The 15,559-nt window shown below is 36.7% G+C and carries 16 protein-coding genes, 1 tRNA gene and 1 rRNA gene; 10 read left to right on the top strand and 8 right to left on the bottom strand.

From position 1 onward, the window contains the following. Positions 1 to 37 precede the first annotated feature (37 nt). Positions 38 to 628 (top strand): hypothetical protein, encoded by a 591-nt coding sequence (locus PWU04_RS08585; RefSeq protein ID WP_274475633.1) that lies wholly within the window; start codon positions 38 to 40, stop codon positions 626 to 628. Positions 629 to 838: 210 nt separating this feature from the next. Here PWU04_RS08585 and PWU04_RS08590 read toward each other — a convergent pair. From PWU04_RS08590 to PWU04_RS08610, 5 genes are all read right to left on the bottom strand, one after another. Then, positions 839 to 914, bottom strand: a tRNA-His gene (locus PWU04_RS08590). 65 nt (positions 915 to 979) lie between these two features. Beyond that, positions 980 to 1,702, bottom strand: a complete 723-nt coding sequence (gene bshB1 / locus PWU04_RS08595; protein WP_274475634.1) for a bacillithiol biosynthesis deacetylase BshB1 — start codon at positions 1,700 to 1,702, stop codon at positions 980 to 982. A 62-nt stretch (positions 1,703 to 1,764) separates the two neighbouring features. Then, positions 1,765 to 2,916 (bottom strand): trans-sulfuration enzyme family protein, encoded by a 1,152-nt coding sequence (locus PWU04_RS08600; RefSeq protein ID WP_274475636.1) that lies wholly within the window; start codon positions 2,914 to 2,916, stop codon positions 1,765 to 1,767. A 26-nt stretch (positions 2,917 to 2,942) separates the two neighbouring features. Then, positions 2,943 to 4,334 (bottom strand): MATE family efflux transporter, encoded by a 1,392-nt coding sequence (locus PWU04_RS08605; protein WP_274475638.1) that lies wholly within the window; start codon positions 4,332 to 4,334, stop codon positions 2,943 to 2,945. A gap of 37 nt (positions 4,335 to 4,371) precedes the next feature. Further along, a complete protein-coding gene (locus PWU04_RS08610; RefSeq protein ID WP_274475639.1) occupies positions 4,372 to 4,992 on the bottom strand; it encodes a glutathione peroxidase in 621 nt (206 codons plus the stop codon). An 88-nt stretch (positions 4,993 to 5,080) separates the two neighbouring features. On the opposite strand from PWU04_RS08610, the gene PWU04_RS08615 reads away from it, so the two are divergent. The 3 genes from PWU04_RS08615 (at position 5,081) to PWU04_RS08625 (ending at position 6,942) form a co-directional block, all read left to right on the top strand. Beyond that, positions 5,081 to 5,530, top strand: coding sequence for a DUF6265 family protein (locus PWU04_RS08615; protein ID WP_274475640.1), 450 nt, complete (start codon positions 5,081 to 5,083; stop codon positions 5,528 to 5,530). A gap of 99 nt (positions 5,531 to 5,629) precedes the next feature. Beyond that, positions 5,630 to 6,232, top strand: a complete 603-nt coding sequence (locus tag PWU04_RS08620; RefSeq protein WP_274475641.1) for a transcriptional regulator — start codon at positions 5,630 to 5,632, stop codon at positions 6,230 to 6,232. Next, on the top strand, positions 6,226 to 6,942 hold the full coding sequence (locus PWU04_RS08625) for a DUF3307 domain-containing protein (protein ID WP_274475642.1): 717 nt from the start codon (positions 6,226 to 6,228) through the stop codon (positions 6,940 to 6,942). The genes PWU04_RS08620 and PWU04_RS08625 overlap by 7 nt, the downstream gene beginning before the upstream one ends. Positions 6,943 to 6,959: 17 nt before the next feature. Here the strand turns inward: PWU04_RS08625 and ccsA are convergent, their stop codons facing one another. Together ccsA and PWU04_RS08635 are read right to left on the bottom strand one after the other, a co-directional pair. Further along, a complete protein-coding gene (gene ccsA, locus PWU04_RS08630; protein WP_274475643.1) occupies positions 6,960 to 10,148 on the bottom strand; it encodes a cytochrome c biogenesis protein CcsA in 3,189 nt (1,062 codons plus the stop codon). Positions 10,149 to 10,255: 107 nt separating this feature from the next. After that, a complete protein-coding gene (locus tag PWU04_RS08635; RefSeq protein ID WP_274475644.1) occupies positions 10,256 to 10,660 on the bottom strand; it encodes a group III truncated hemoglobin in 405 nt (134 codons plus the stop codon). 59 nt (positions 10,661 to 10,719) lie between these two features. On the opposite strand from PWU04_RS08635, the gene PWU04_RS08640 reads away from it, so the two are divergent. The 6 genes from PWU04_RS08640 to corA all read left to right on the top strand — a co-directional run bounded on the left by PWU04_RS08640 (position 10,720) and on the right by corA (position 15,275). After that, positions 10,720 to 11,478 (top strand): Rossmann-like and DUF2520 domain-containing protein, encoded by a 759-nt coding sequence (locus PWU04_RS08640; protein WP_274475645.1) that lies wholly within the window; start codon positions 10,720 to 10,722, stop codon positions 11,476 to 11,478. Continuing rightward, positions 11,468 to 11,998, top strand: coding sequence for a KdsC family phosphatase (locus PWU04_RS08645; protein WP_274475646.1), 531 nt, complete (start codon positions 11,468 to 11,470; stop codon positions 11,996 to 11,998). The genes PWU04_RS08640 and PWU04_RS08645 overlap by 11 nt, the downstream gene beginning before the upstream one ends. A 48-nt stretch (positions 11,999 to 12,046) precedes the next feature. Further along, positions 12,047 to 12,958: a geranylgeranylglycerol-phosphate geranylgeranyltransferase gene (locus PWU04_RS08650; RefSeq protein WP_274475647.1), complete on the top strand. Its 912-nt coding sequence runs from the start codon at positions 12,047 to 12,049 to the stop codon at positions 12,956 to 12,958. Beyond that, positions 12,958 to 13,545: a Maf-like protein gene (locus PWU04_RS08655; RefSeq protein ID WP_274475648.1), complete on the top strand. Its 588-nt coding sequence runs from the start codon at positions 12,958 to 12,960 to the stop codon at positions 13,543 to 13,545. The genes PWU04_RS08650 and PWU04_RS08655 overlap by 1 nt, the downstream gene beginning before the upstream one ends. Before the next feature lie 93 nt (positions 13,546 to 13,638). Beyond that, the gene (locus tag PWU04_RS08660; RefSeq protein ID WP_274475650.1) at positions 13,639 to 14,175 is read left to right on the top strand and encodes a mechanosensitive ion channel domain-containing protein; all 537 of its coding nucleotides are present in this window, start codon (positions 13,639 to 13,641) and stop codon (positions 14,173 to 14,175) included. Positions 14,176 to 14,207: 32 nt separating this feature from the next. Continuing rightward, positions 14,208 to 15,275 carry a magnesium/cobalt transporter CorA gene (corA, locus tag PWU04_RS08665; protein ID WP_274475652.1) on the top strand — a complete coding sequence of 356 codons (1,068 nt, stop codon included), beginning with the start codon at positions 14,208 to 14,210 and terminating at the stop codon, positions 15,273 to 15,275. A gap of 165 nt (positions 15,276 to 15,440) precedes the next feature. Here the strand turns inward: corA and rrf are convergent. Then, positions 15,441 to 15,548 (bottom strand): 5S ribosomal RNA (gene rrf, locus PWU04_RS08670). Positions 15,549 to 15,559 lie beyond the last annotated feature (11 nt).

Here is a 15,559-nt window from a genome sequence, read left to right on the forward strand (position 1 = left end):
GTATTATTAATGTGTATCGCTGTAAAATTTCACTCTTATGAAATCAAAATCGACTAAAGATACCAAACTCCCAACCTTATTCTACTTATCAGCTCAAAAAAGGAAGTCCATTTCACTTTTTTTAGCCATTATCACATTAAATTTTTCGCTATCATGTTCTTATTATACGGTTCGAGATGTCACTACAAGCAAAGAACAAATACCAGAACAGATTAAAAAGTTGAACGAACAGGATCAATATGTCATAATTCATACAGAAGAGCAACTGTGGCATCTTGACAATATGGTGATTAGCGATAACAGCCAACTAATATCAGGAACTGTAAAATCTCTTGATAGTGATCACATTTATAAACGCCAGCGGGATAAAAAAAGGGTTCATCGTTACAATAGGCAAAAAACCGAACCATTAAACGAAGTCCATTTGTATTTACAATCACCCCCTACTTTTAAAATGGATAATCATATAGAAATCCCGGTAGAAAAAATTAACAGAGTTTCAGTTAACGACAAAAATTCTGGGCGATCGGTTGCCAACGTTGCTCTTACAGCTGTTGGAGTAATTGCTATAGCCTTTATAATAATTGAAGCCTCTGACCCAGTTGACGGTAATCTATCTGGATTTTAAAATATAACGAGTACTGTTTTAACTTGAGAGATTTATACAAGCTAAACCAATCACTTTTTAAAACGTATGTACGGAACCTGTATAGCTACTTATATGGATACTTAATGGTTAGTGTATGGATTTTTAAAATGATTTAAAGCGATAAAGACAAGAAACTGAAACCTTAGCGCACAAAAAAAGCAGATTCTATTTAGAATCTGCTTTTATTTTGGGTGGAAGACCGGGTTCGAACCGGCGACCTCTGGAACCACAATCCAGCGCTCTAACCAACTGAGCTACAACCACCATTTTGCGTTTGCGTGTGCAAATGTAAATGAATTAATTTTTATCGCAAAACCTTTTTGAAAAATTTTACTTCAAATCGCTTAATTTTTCAACAGCCACGTACCTTTCAACCGTAAATCCCTCACCATATTCGGCGCCAATTAGGCGTCCTAAATCCCTAGCCCTGTAGATGATACTATCGGTAAAGTTCTTACTTGAAATAGGTGTTTCCGGCTCTTCACTTTTTGGGTCAAAAAATTGCGTTTTATAAGCTAAAACCGCTTCCATCTTCTTTTCCATATACCCAGAAACGTCTACAACCACATCTGGTTCTATATTTTTCCACTGAATATAGTGATAAACATGCTTGGGTCTCCAAGGGTCTTGCCAACCATCGGTATCCTCACATTTGGTATCTATTTTCATCAACCCGCTTAAAAAACAAGCATCGCTAACCAGCTTACTGCCCTTGGCATGATCAATATGTCTATCGTCAATCGCATTGCACAATACCATATCGGGTTTGTACTTACGAATCATCTTTATCAATTCCATTTGGTGCTCACGGTCGTTAACGAAAAACCCATCAGCAAACTCCATATTGGTACGCATTGTAACTCCTAAAATCTTGGCAGCTTCTTCCGATTCAACATCACGGGTTTCAGCAGTACCACGAGTTCCCAATTCACCTCGTGTTAAATCGATAATCCCTACTTTCTTTCCATTGGCAATTTCTTTGGCTAATGTAGCAGCACATCCTAATTCAACATCGTCTGGGTGTGCACCAATGGCAAGTATATCTAGTTTCATAGTATTATATGTTGATTATAAATTTCCCTTTTTGGTTAAGGACTGTATAACAATATTACAACTTATTTTATTTGTAGCAGTGCTTGCTCAATATCTGTCATTAAATCAGTTTTCGATTCTATACCTACAGAAAATCGTATCAACTGATCTGTCACACCAATAGCTTGTCGTTCTGAAGCAGTTAATAAGGCATGAGACGTTTGTGACGGTAATAGCATAGTACTTTCTACTCCCGCCAAACTCATAGCTGGTTTAATCAGTTTTAAGGACTTTAAAAACAATTCTGCATTCAAGCCATCTACCAATTCAAAGGAAAGCATACCTCCAAAGCCTTTCAATTGTGCTTTGGCTAGATTATACTGTGGATGTGACTTTAACCCCGGATAATAAACAGCTTTAACATCATCATGCTCATAAAGGTACTTGGCAAGCTTCTTGGCATTTCGGTTTTGAGCTTTAACCCTTAATCCCATAGTTTTCATACTGCGTTCCAAAAGCCAAACTGTAAAGTCGTTTAAATTACCTCCCAAATCCTTGGCCACATGCCAAATGGCATTGATATGTTCTTGACTAGCAGCAACGGCTCCAGCCTGTATATCACTATGGCCTCCCATATATTTGGTTGCTGAATGGATAACAATATCTATTCCAAAATCCAATGGGTTTTGGTTTATAGGCGTCGCAAAAGTGTTGTCTATAGTTGTAATTACCCCTTTATCCTTTCCTAATGCCGCTACTGCAGCAATGTCAGTAATAGTCATCAAAGGGTTTGAAGGGGTTTCAATGTGGATTAATTTCGTATTTGGTTTGATGACTTGCTCAAAACTATCAATATCACTATTTTGGGTAAAGGTAAATTCTATACCGTAATTGCTTAAAGTCTCCTTAACAAAATGATGGGTACCGCCATACAAAGGCTGCTGAACAACAACATGGTCTCCCGCTTTTAAAAAGGTTAAAAACGTACTGCTCACCGCTGCCATCCCAGAACTGAACAACATTGCTGCTTCGGCCTGTTCAAGCATAGCTATCTTTTTAGCCAAATGTGACTGATTAGGGGTATTAAATGCTCTTGGATACCTCATAATATCGGTATCCTGAAAAGCATAAACAGTTGACATATAAATAGGCGATACGGCTCCTTTAAACTGTTCGTCGGTTACTCCCCCAACATGGGTGCAAATAGTATTGAGTCCTAGTTTTTTGTTTGTCATTGTTCTTTATTTAAGTTGATTGCACATTAAACAGTAATGGTTTTCCATTTACCTTTTCTAAACCAAATCATTCCCACAATAGCGATTGACACTTCTGCCAAGGTTATAGCCGAAAATACGCCTACAGGTCCTAAACTTAACCAAATAGCCAATACATAGGCTAAAGGCAACTGGAATAACCAAAAACAGAAAAAGTTGATATACGTTGGCGTTTTTGTATCTCCTGCCCCGTTGAACGATTGAATGATTACCATACCGTAGGCATAGAAAATATAACCAGCAGCAATAATCCTTAAACATAACGATCCGTATTTGATTACCTCTAGCTGGGCATTGAACATTTCGAGAATCTCAGTAGCAAAAATCAAATACACCAAAGAGACCAACCCCATAAAATAAGCGTTATACTTCCCTGTTTTCCAAACCGATTGTTCTGCCCTATCCGGTTGTTGAGCGCCAAGATTTTGACCAACCAAAGTGGCTGCGGCATTACTCATTCCCCAAGATGGCATCAGTGTAAACATCATTACCCGAATGGCGATAGTATATCCAGCTAAAACCTCACTACCAAACTCCGACATGATTCGCATTAAAATCACCCAACTGGATGTTCCTATTAAAAACTGACCAATACCTCCCAACGAAACTTTTATCAAGTTCAACATTACATTGAAACGCAACACTAGGTCCCTTACCCGTATTTTTATAATTCCCCAACCATAGAACAGTACAATCAACTGAAACACCACAGCAGTACCACGACCTATAGTTGTGGCAATAGCAGCGCCCTGTACCCCATAAGCTGGGACAGGCCCTAATCCGAAAATAAAAATAGGGTCAAGAATAATGTTCAATCCATTAGAAAGAATGAGCGTCCACATTGCAATGGATGCATTTCCTGCTCCTCGGAAAACGGCATTAATAAGAAACAAAAGCATGATCGTAATATTCCCTCCAAAAAGTACTTGGGTATAGCCGTAGCCTTCGGCTATTAAATCTGGTTCTGCACCCATAAACCCTAAAATTTCCTTGGGATAAAAACCACCTATTGCACTGATTATAAGTGAGACTGCAACTCCCAAGAAAACAACTTGTACCGTTGCTTGCGAGGCGCCTTCATAATTCTTTTCCCCTACTCTACGAGCTACTACAGCTGTAGCGGCCATACTCAACCCAATGGCTATGGCATACACAAGCGTAATTACCGACTCGGTCAATCCAATGGTGGCTACTGCATTCACGCTCACCCTAGACACAAACATGATATCCACCAAGGCAAAAATAGATTCCATAAGCATCTCCAAAATCATGGGAATAGAGAGCATAAAAATAGCCCTTCTGATGCTTCCCGAAGTGAAGTTTTGTTCTTCACCAGTTACAGCTATCTTAAAGAGCTTTATAAATTTTCCTATCGTCATTAGTTATAGCGTAGCACAGTAATCTCCGATGCATCATCTAGTTTTCAATCCACTCAATAATAGATTCGTCTATTGGTAAGGTTTTAGGAGACACCGCACGTACTACATGGCCATTCTCATTGATAAGATATTTTTGGAAATTCCACTCTACCTCAGAATCCTCATACCCATTCTTTGATTTTTGAGTCAAAAATTGATACACTGGATGCATCTCATCTCCCTTAACAGAAATTTTGCTCATCATAGGAAACGTTACTCCGTAATTCTGCTTACAGAACTTGGCAATTTCCTCATCGGTACCAGGTTCTTGATGCCCGAAGTCATTAGCTGGAAATCCTACAATTACAAAATTGTCATCTTTAAAATTATCATATAGTTCCTGAAGCTGCTCATACTGAGGCGTAAGACCACATTCGCTAGCGGTATTTACAACCATTACTTTCTTACCCTTTAAATCTGAAAACTTAAAGTCATTGCCGTATAAATCAGTTACGGCAAACTGATAGATATCTTCTTTCTTCATATCGTTTTGATTGTTCTGAGACTCCTGAACTACTGTTTCCTGATTTGCCTCTTCATTTCCCTGCTGTTTATCGGTATTAGCCTCTTTACAAGAGAAAACAGCCAATGCCGATAATAATAGAATATTCTTTTTCATGAGCTTAAAAATATAAAATATAACATTAGTTGTATGGAAGAATTATAGCTAATTTGATAATTTAATGCAATATTAATTTGCTCTTAAAATGAAAACGCTATTACTCGGATTTCTACTGACACTATCCCAAAAAGCTACACTACCGCAGCAACAGAATATTAATTTGGATTGGCTGATTGGAAATTGGGTTCGGGAAAACAATCCTAATGGAACTATTACCTATGAACAATGGACGAAAAGCAAAAACGGGGACTACACAGGCTTAGGGTTTACCCAAAAAGCTAACGACACTGTGTTTAAAGAACATTTGAAAATTTATACTCTTGAAAACAACTTAGTTTATGAAGTTACTGGTGTAAACGACTCTCCTATCATTTTTAAGTTTACAGAACAATCAACTAAATCTTTTAGCTGTTATAATCCCGATAACGATTTTCCCAAGACCATTCACTATGAGCTGAAATACAATAAAATGGTTGCCATTATTTCTGATGATGACAATCAAATTGAATTTATTTTTACCAAAACACATGATTAATATCTGCTCTGCATCATATATTTTAATATATCTGTAATTTTATAGATATTTTTGTATATCTGCTAAAAACAAGATATATTTGATTTAAAGCAAGTATTTATGACAAGCATAATTACGGGAGATATCATCAATTCTAGAGTTTTAGAACCTAAGGAATGGCTAGAAACATTAAAGGCTGTATTTAACCGATACGGAAAAGAACCTAAACATTGGGAAATTTATCGTGGGGACAGTTTTCAATTGGAAGTCACCCCTGAAGAGGCCTTAGAAACAGCTATATTAATTAAAGCTACCATTAAACAGTTTAAAACCATAGACACTCGTATTGCTATTGGCTATGGCGAAAAAAATTACGTTTCTGAAAAGATAACGGAATCAAACGGTTCGGCGTTTATCAACTCTGGCGAATGTTTTGAAGCTCTAAAAAAGACAACCTTGGCCATAAAATCAGGAAAGGTAAGTTTTGACAACACCCTCAATATTATGTTAGAACTAGCCTTATTGACCATGGACAATTGGACTCCAACTGCTTCCACCATTGTTAAGGCTACTATAGAATACCCAGATTATAATCAGCAACAATTGGCAGGCCTGCTCAATAAATCACAAAGCAACATTAGTGAAGGGTTAAAACGTGCCGGCTATGACGAAATAAAAAAAATGCTCCATTACTACCAAACCCAAATACAAGACCTATGCTAATCCTATTTATAAAGTTTTTTCTAGCACATATTATTGGTGATTTCCTGTTTCAGCCATCAAAATGGGTGTCACATAAACAAAAACACAAGTTTAAATCAAAATACCTGTACTGGCACTTAGCTATTCACACCCTTGCACTTTTGGCAGTATTTCAATTCAACCTTAAATATTGGATTGGAATGCTATGTATCGTGTTATCTCATTTTGGAATTGACCTCGCTAAAATCTACTTAACCAAAAAAGTTAATCGACAGCACCTTTTCTTTTTTGATCAATTGGCTCACCTTTTGGTTATTGCCTTAGTAGTTAAGGGCTATACTAATTACTCCTTGAGCCTTGACAATCTGTACAGCCCTAAAGTGCTTCTTTTTGTTACTGCAGTAATTTGTACAACAGTGGTATCTTCTATAATTATGAAAGTGATTATCGACAAATGGCAACTCAAAGAAAATAACGACGCTTCCCTAAAACATGCAGGGGCCTATATAGGCATATTAGAACGCTTGTTTATTTTTGGTTTTATAATAATGGGCTACTGGCAAGGAGTTGGTTTTCTTCTAGCTGCAAAATCGGTATTCCGGTTTGGAGACCTCTCAAAAGCAAAAGACCGAAAGCTAACAGAATACATCCTTATTGGAACACTGTTAAGTTTCGGCCTTGCTATTTTATGTGGTCTAGTCTTTAAAATAGGTTTAGAGTATTTAAGCTAAATCTAAAACCCTTTCGCTTATTTCTTATAGAATTGAACGTATTTTCTACGAGCAAAATACCCCAATACAGCAATTATAGCTAATGTAACACCAATGAATTTTAAACTTACAATTTGGTCTCCACTTGCATATGAATGCAGTCCTGCTAGGTAAAAGTTCACACCAAAGTAGGTCATCATAATACTTCCAAAAGCTATTATCGACATGATATTATATAACCATCTTCCTCTCAAGCCAGGTACTAAGCGAATATGGATCACAAAAGCATAAATCATAATACTAATAAGCGCCCAAGTTTCCTTAGGATCCCATCCCCAGTAACGTCCCCAACTTTCGTTAGCCCACATACCTCCTAAGAAATTACCAATGGTTAGCATAACCAATCCAACCGTTAAAGCCATTTCATTGATAATGGTAAGCTCCTTAACATTGAGCTTCATTTTTTTCTTGTTATCCTGATTGGTGAATATCATTAGCAGCAAAGCAACTACTCCCAAAATCATTCCTAATGTAAAAGGACCATAGCTAGCAACAATTACCGCTACGTGAATCATCAACCAATAACTGTTAAGAACAGGAACCAAATTAGCAATGGCAGGATCCATCCATTGCCAATGTGCAACCATTAAGATCATTGCAGTTACAAAAGCCGTCGCTGCAACTGTCCAATCACTTTTACGCCCGAATATCAATCCGAAAAGCATTGTTGCCCAAGCCACATATATCATGGATTCGTAAGCATCACTCCAAGGTGCGTGACCCGAAATATACCAACGGGCAATTAATCCACCTGTATGCAGCACAAACAACCCTAAAATAATCCATTTGAAAATCTTGACCGTTAAGGCTAATCCTTTACTCTTGTCTTTAAAAATTTGAACAATTAGAATAATAAACAATAAAGTACCAGCATATAAATACCAACTGAACAGTTTTTTAAAGATGTCGTACTTATTATAAAGAATCTCTGTATTAACCTTATCATCTGAAATCATTACAGATGCTCCAAATTTCTGTTGGGTCTTTTTAAACGATTCCAACAACTTTTCCGCTGGCTTAAAGTTCCCTGACTGTTTCGCTTCATTTAATGTGAATAAATAAGCACTAAAACCACTATTGATAAAGTTTCCGTAAAGTGAATCTCTGATTTTATAATCTTCATTTCGGTACTCCGCAGAAGATATCCATTTGTTGTTATCATCTCCCGGTACTGGAAAAATCTTCAATGAACGTCCTTCAATAGTATTGTACAATAGGTTCACCTTTTGATCGGTTTCCCTAAACTCCTTTTCAAAAGCATTTGGTTGTTGAGACTTATAAGCATCCTCTAAATATGGCCCTAACTTATATGCTCCGTGATCTGTGAAGAAATCGGCAAGAGTGGCATACTTTTCATTCTTATCCAAACCGATAATGGTTCTAATGGAATCAGCCTTTTTTGCCTTTAAATAGATAATTGGAACGTTGTACCACAATAACGGACTTTCCTGAATGGAAAGAAACACCTGATTAGCATCGAACTCTTCATAAGTATCATGCTTACTTACCTTACGTAACATTTCTGATGCATAGGTGTTAACAGGCATCATACGTCCTCCTAGATCCTGAATTACCATGTGCCCAAAAAGATCAGCATGGTCTTTTGGTACTATGTTGGCTCTTAAAATTGAATCGATTTGCGCCTTAGTAGGAATACTAAAAGTATGGTCATGTCCATCTTGTTCCGAGTGTTGAGCAAAACCAGCTAATCCAAAACCTAAGAAAAATACGGTAAGCACTTGAGTTTTCTTCTCCTTAACTTTTTGAAGACCTTTTCTCAACTGACCAAAACGGGTTCCCTTAGCGAACAATATCGCCAATAAACCTGCGTACAGCAAAAAGTATCCAATATACGTTAGCCAAGTCCCCCAGAAATCATGGTTAACAGATAGTACTGTTCCCTTTTCATCTGGATCGTAACTAGATTGGAAAAAACGGTACCCTCTGTGATCCAGGATGTGGTTCATGAAAATACGGTAATCAAAATCACCTTGCTCTTTATCTAAAACTGTTACTTCACTCGCAAACGAAGAAAAACTCTTTTCTGTTCCAGGATAGCGCTCTGCAATAAAGTCGTTTAGTTTAATTTCAAATGGCAACTCCAATACTTTTGCTCCGTATTTAAGAGCTATATCCAATCCACCTATTTTAATTTGCTTAAATGCATTGTTGGTTCCCTTTCCTCCCAATAATCCAACAGTTTGAGTTTCTCCTCCGGTAGTTACTTTTAACACCACACCATCTTCATCCCCTTTAAGGATTTGTGGTTTTTTAACGATATCAAAAACACCTTTTACAACTGGTTTGGGGAATACCATTTGCATGTTTCCTATAATATAGCGTGAACGCAAGTGTAATGGTTGGATACTATCTTTTACCAAACGGCCTGTTGCACCAGTGGCCATGGTCATATATTCACCCTCAAAAGGAGATTGAATACTTAAACCATCCTCATTATAAGTAATATTAATGGCGCCATCTGTTGGTTTATTTAAAGCCACAAGTACATTGTGGATACTTTGTATCTCTCCAACTTTTAGAAAGTGATTGTGAGGAGCACCTCCCCCAGCTTCAACCAACTTTAGGTACTCTTCCCCTTTATCATCAGCAATAACATCTTCTTCTGCATTTTCAACAAAACGCTCCAACTCAATGCTAACAGGTTGCTGATCGTATTTGGTATGGATAGCAAATTCATTATCCAATCTCCCTGAAAAATCAACTTTTTTCTCCAACGGCAATCGTTGTGGAACACCGTTTATTTCATAATTTCCATCAATATAAGCTGTGATATAAGTCTCTCTAGATAAAAATTTGTTTTCCGTAGCTCCCTCACGAATGGCCATCATTCCCTCATAACCAATGTATCGTGTTACAAAAGCACCTGATAGAATAAAAATAAAGGACAAGTGTAAAACTAGTGTTGCCCAATTCTCCTTTTTGTGCAATTTGTACCTAACAATATTACCTATGAAGTTAATAACAAAAATCCCCATAATGGCTTCGAACCACCAAGTATTGTATATCAATGTTCTTGTATAAGCTGTTGGAGATGTTTCCTGCCCTGCATCCATAAAGGTTCCTATGGCCATTGCGGCAGCAAAAACAATAAATAAAATAGCTGTAAGTCTGGTGGAGAATAGAATCTTGGCGAGTTTATTTTGCATGATTAAAAAGCCTGTTTTTAGGGTCGTGCAAAGGTAACCATTTTAGTTGGTTTAGGTATCGTAGCCAAGAAAGGATATGTTAAAAAAACCGTTAAAATTATTGGACTTTATGCCTTATCCTTCAGCTCTTGTCGCGCTTGAAATATCGCAATATATATGAAACTTGCCATTTTTCTTGCTCTGGTTTTAGCACGATTGGCCACCTCACCCTCAAAATGCTCATCAATTGTAGCAACCCATAAATTTAGCCACTGCCCGAAATGCTCTTGGGTAATACTATTTTCATTAACCTTATCTATCTTAACATGAACATCTAACGGATTACCTAAATACTTGGTATCCATAAATAAGCTGGACTCCCAAAAGGTAGTTAAATGCTTAAGATGAGCATTCCAATCAGAAATACTCGAATTAAAAATAGGCCCCAACAGTTCATGTTGACTCACTTTTGAGTAAAAAACGGACACCATTCTAAAGATGTCTTCGCGGTTTTTAATGTCAGGCTTGTTCATTACTACAAAGATAGGCTTTCAAACTTTTTTATAACGTGCGACTTACTTATTTTAGCCACATGATTTCAGTAGTTATACTTGGAGCTGGCAATGTGGCCACTCATCTGTTCAAAGCATTTTACAATAGTGAAACTGTTAATGTTGTTCAATGGTACAACAGACATTTACAATCTATAGAAAGCTTTAAAAACAAAGTTGATGTTACAGATAATTTAAATGATTTAAAGGAAGCCGATGCTTACATTATTTCAGTCTCTGATGATGCTGTAGCCGAGCTATCAAGCCAATTGCCGTTTGAAAACCGTTTGGTAGTACATACCTCTGGTAGTGTAAATGTTCACGATCTTGACAAAAAACTAAGGCGAGGTGTATTTTATCCTTTACAGACATTCAGTAAAGCCGCTGAAGTTGACTTTTCACAAGTCCCCATTTGTATAGAAGTGCTGGAAAAACCAGATAGATCTATACTTAAAATATTGGCAGAAGCGATAGGAAGTCCACAGTACAGAATAAACACTGAGCAACGCCAAACCCTTCATTTGGCAGCTGTATATGTAAATAATTTCACCAATCAACTGTACCGTATTGCTCATGAAATCAGTGATTCGAAAAGTATCGACTTTGATATCCTTAAACCGTTGATTATGGAAACTGCCAAAAAAGTGCAAACCATGTCACCATATATGGCCCAAACCGGGCCAGCCAAACGCAACGATAAAAAGACTATAAAACGTCATTTAAAACTAATAGAAAACGAAGAGCATAAAGCCATTTACAAACAGCTAACAGCCTCAATAAAAAAGACACATGGAAGATAGAAGCTATAAAGAATACCTACACGATATCACCACTTTCGTTTTTGACGTAGATGGTGTCCTAACTGACGGAACCATTTCATTGACAACTTCTGGAGAAATGTTACGCACTATGCACACCAAGGATGGTTTTGCCATTAAATCTGCTCTTAAAGCAGGTTTTAATGTTTGTATTATTTCAGGAGGTACTAACGAAGGTGTTCGCGAACGTTTAAGAGGATTGGGAGTTACCGATATTTATTTGGGAGCTCATGATAAAACCGAGCAACTTGATGAATACTTTGATATTTATAACATCAAGCCTGAACAAGCAGTTTTTATGGGTGATGATATTCCTGACTATTTTGTAATGCAACAGGTAGGTTTACCATGTTGCCCTCAGGATGCCGTTCCGGAAATTAAAGCTATTTCCAAATACGTATCCCATAAAGATGGAGGAAAAGGCTGTGTTCGCGATATAATAGAACAGGTATTGAAGGTTCAAGGTAAATGGAGCCAAAACTTCGATGCTAAATACGACTAAATAATACAAATTAAAAAACTAATTCCTTTTATAACCTTAAAAGAAAACATGCCCATACTTAACCTTATTCGCTGGAAGAACCTACTAATGATTGCCTTGGTTCAAGTTCTTATTAAATACGCATTGTTCGAACCTTTTAATATCGATTTCACCCTAAATTGGTTTGGATTTTCCCTTTTGGTAATCGCAACGCTTTGCATTACTGCCGCAGGGAATATCATTAACGATATTTACGATGTAGATACTGATTTAATCAATAAACCTGATAAAGTCATAGTAGGCAAAAAAATCCGCGAGAAAACAGCTTATAATTGGTTTATTGCTTTTAATGTAGTAGGAGTAGCTGTAGGGTTTTACCTTTCTCATTTGGTTGGTCGCAGTAATTTCTTTGCCATATTTGTAATAATATCCGCTTTGCTTTATGTTTATGCATCATACCTTAAACAAACATTACTTGTTGGAAATATTGTTATTGCGGCATTGGTGGCCTTAAGCTTAATAGTTGTAGGCCTTTTTGAATTATTACCGGTTATTAACGAACAAAATCAATCCACTCAGTTTACTTTTTTTAAAATTATTTTGGACTACGCCATATTTGCATTCATTATAAACTTGATTCGTGAAATTGTGAAAGATACCGAAGACGTGGATGGGGATCATAGGGCGGGTATGAACACCCTACCCATAGTATTAGGCCGTGAAAGAGCATCAAAAGTTGTTTTTGGTCTATTATTTATCCCTATTATAGGAGTAAGCTACTATATTGTTACCTATTTATACAAGCAACCAATTGCTGTTATTTATTTCTTGGCGGCTATCTTAGGTCCTTTAATCTACGCTGCCATCAAAGCCTTTTCAGCAACAACTAAAAAAGACTTTCACTATATCAGTAACATTCTTAAATTAGTCATGCTAACGGGTATGCTTTCCTTATTGCTGTACCCATTAATCCTGACTTAATGCTTAAAGAAAAACTCAAAGATTATCATATTATTTTAGCCTCTGGTTCTCCTAGACGACAACAGTTTTTTAAGGACTTGGAGATTGATTTTGAAATTCGTTTAAAACCAGTTGAAGAGGAATATCCTAATCGGTTAAGGCATTTTGAAATTAGTGATTACTTAGCTCAGTTAAAATCCCTTCCCTTTAAGGATGAGTTAGAAGTTAACGAGATTTTAATTACCAGCGATACTATTGTTTGGCATAACAACCAAGCCCTTGGAAAACCAACATCTCCTGAAGATGCTTTTGCCATGATAAAATCCTTAAGTGAAACCACACATGAGGTTATAACTTCTGTATGTTTTACTACTCCCAATTATGAAAAAACGGTTAATGCTACGACAAAAGTCACTTTCAAGCAGCTTAAGGACGAAGAAATAAACTATTACATAAAAACATACAAGCCTTTTGATAAGGCTGGTGCTTATGGTATTCAGGAATGGATAGGCCAAATAGGCATTACCAAAATAGAAGGCTCTTATTTTAATGTGGTTGGACTCCCGGTTCATTTGGTTTATGAAAACCTAATGGATATTGTTCAGTAGGCAACCCCTTCCGTTACTTTTTCAAAGATTTAGTAGTGTAGTAAAAATCTCTACTACAACTTTTAGCGTATCTTTGTTTAAAGTAATCTCCATATGCAAGACTTTTTTATCCTACATAAAAAGGAACTTATTTATTCCCTTATATTAATTTCTGTAATACTTATTACCAACTTAATCATAAAAGGAACAATTAAGCGTATCGGTTTTAAAAGTAATATTACTGAAGCAAGGGTTAGCCTTGTTGCTCGCTATGTTACATTTTTACTCGTTGCAATAGGGCTACTCATTGAAGGTTTTATCCTTGGTGTTAAGATGGAGCAAATTTCTCTGATATTTTCATCAGTATTTGCCGTGATAGGTATTGCTTTGTTTGCAATTTGGTCTATCCTTAGCAACATAACTTCAGGTGTGATCATGTTTTTCTCGTTTCCTTATAAGGTGGGTGACAAAATCATGATTCACGATAAAGACTACCCTATAAAGGCTATTATTGAAGATATTAGAGCTTTTCATTTACATCTTCGTACCGATGATGGTGATTTAATTACTTATCCTAACAATCTCATCTTACAAAAAGCCGTTACACTTATTCAAAAAGACGCCATGGATGAAGGAGCTGATGCCATATAAATATTATATTTATAAAGTAATTACACATATCAATGTCCAAAAAGCGTACTTCTCACTATAAAAAAAACCTTGGTCTATCACCTGGAACTGTTATTTACACTGGAAAAAAAGCCAAGGAAAAACTTTCAATTGATGTTTTCGATTACAATGATTCTGAACTTGAAGAAACTGAAATAGAAAGTCTAGATGAAATAATTAAGTTTAAATCGACGGATACTACAACTTGGATTAACGTTAACGGACTTAACCATACTGATGCGATAGAAAAAATAGGAGATCAATACCAGTTACATCCTCTAATCCTTGAGGATATGGTAAACACCTCACAAAGACCAAAGATTGATGAATATGAGGACTATATATTCGTTATTCTAAAAATGCTGTACTATGATAATGATGAAAATATAATCATAGAACAAGTCAGCTTTGTTCTGGGACAAAACTTTGTATTATCTTTTCAAGAATCAGAAGGTGATGTTTTTAACTCGGTAAGAGAGCGTATCCGCAGCGGAAAGGGTCGTATTCGACATATGGGTTCTGACTACCTACTCTTTGCCCTTATAGATTCAGTTGTTGATCATTATTATTTGGTAGCTGAAACTATGGGTAATAAGATAGAAGATTTAGAAACCGTACTTTTTGATGGAGAGTTTAAAGACAATATAAGTCAACAGGTGCAACTTTTAAAAAGAGAGCTTCTTAAAGTACGCCGATCAATGTTCCCTCTTCGTGAAATTATTAGTCGCATCGAAAAGAGTGAACATAATCTGATACAAAATAAAAATATTCAATTCTACCGTGATGTGTACGATCACATTATCCAATTATCCGATACCATAGAAATATACCGTGAAATGATTTGGAGTTTGATGGATATGTACATGACGGCAATAAGCAATAAAATGAACGAGGTGATGAAGGTGCTTACAATTATAGCAACCATATTTATCCCCCTAAGCTTCATTGCTGGTGTGTACGGGATGAACTTCGACCACATCCCAGAACTCCATTACAAATACGGGTACTACATACTGTGGTGCGTAATGATACTGATATTCTTGGGGATGCTCTACTATTTCAAGAGAAAGAAATGGCTGTAGAGCTCTACAGAACGACATAGATTATAATCCAGAAACGATAAAAGCAATACATTCTGCTTAAAACCCAATTCGAAGGATACCGGAAATGTACTTTTGTTGGGAAACGGTCACTTTTCAAACCATATAAAAACAAAAAGCCCTCCACGGATAGTAGAGAGCTTTCAAAAAAGGCGGCGACCTACTCTCCCACGAGTGCAGTACCATCGGCGCTAACGGGCTTAACTTCTCTGTTCGGAATGGTAAGAGGTGAGCCCCGTCGCTATAACCACCTTAAGTTTTTGGTC

Source organism: Mangrovimonas aestuarii, from assembly GCF_028767185.1.
GTDB classification, from domain to species: domain Bacteria; phylum Bacteroidota; class Bacteroidia; order Flavobacteriales; family Flavobacteriaceae; genus Mangrovimonas_B; species Mangrovimonas_B aestuarii.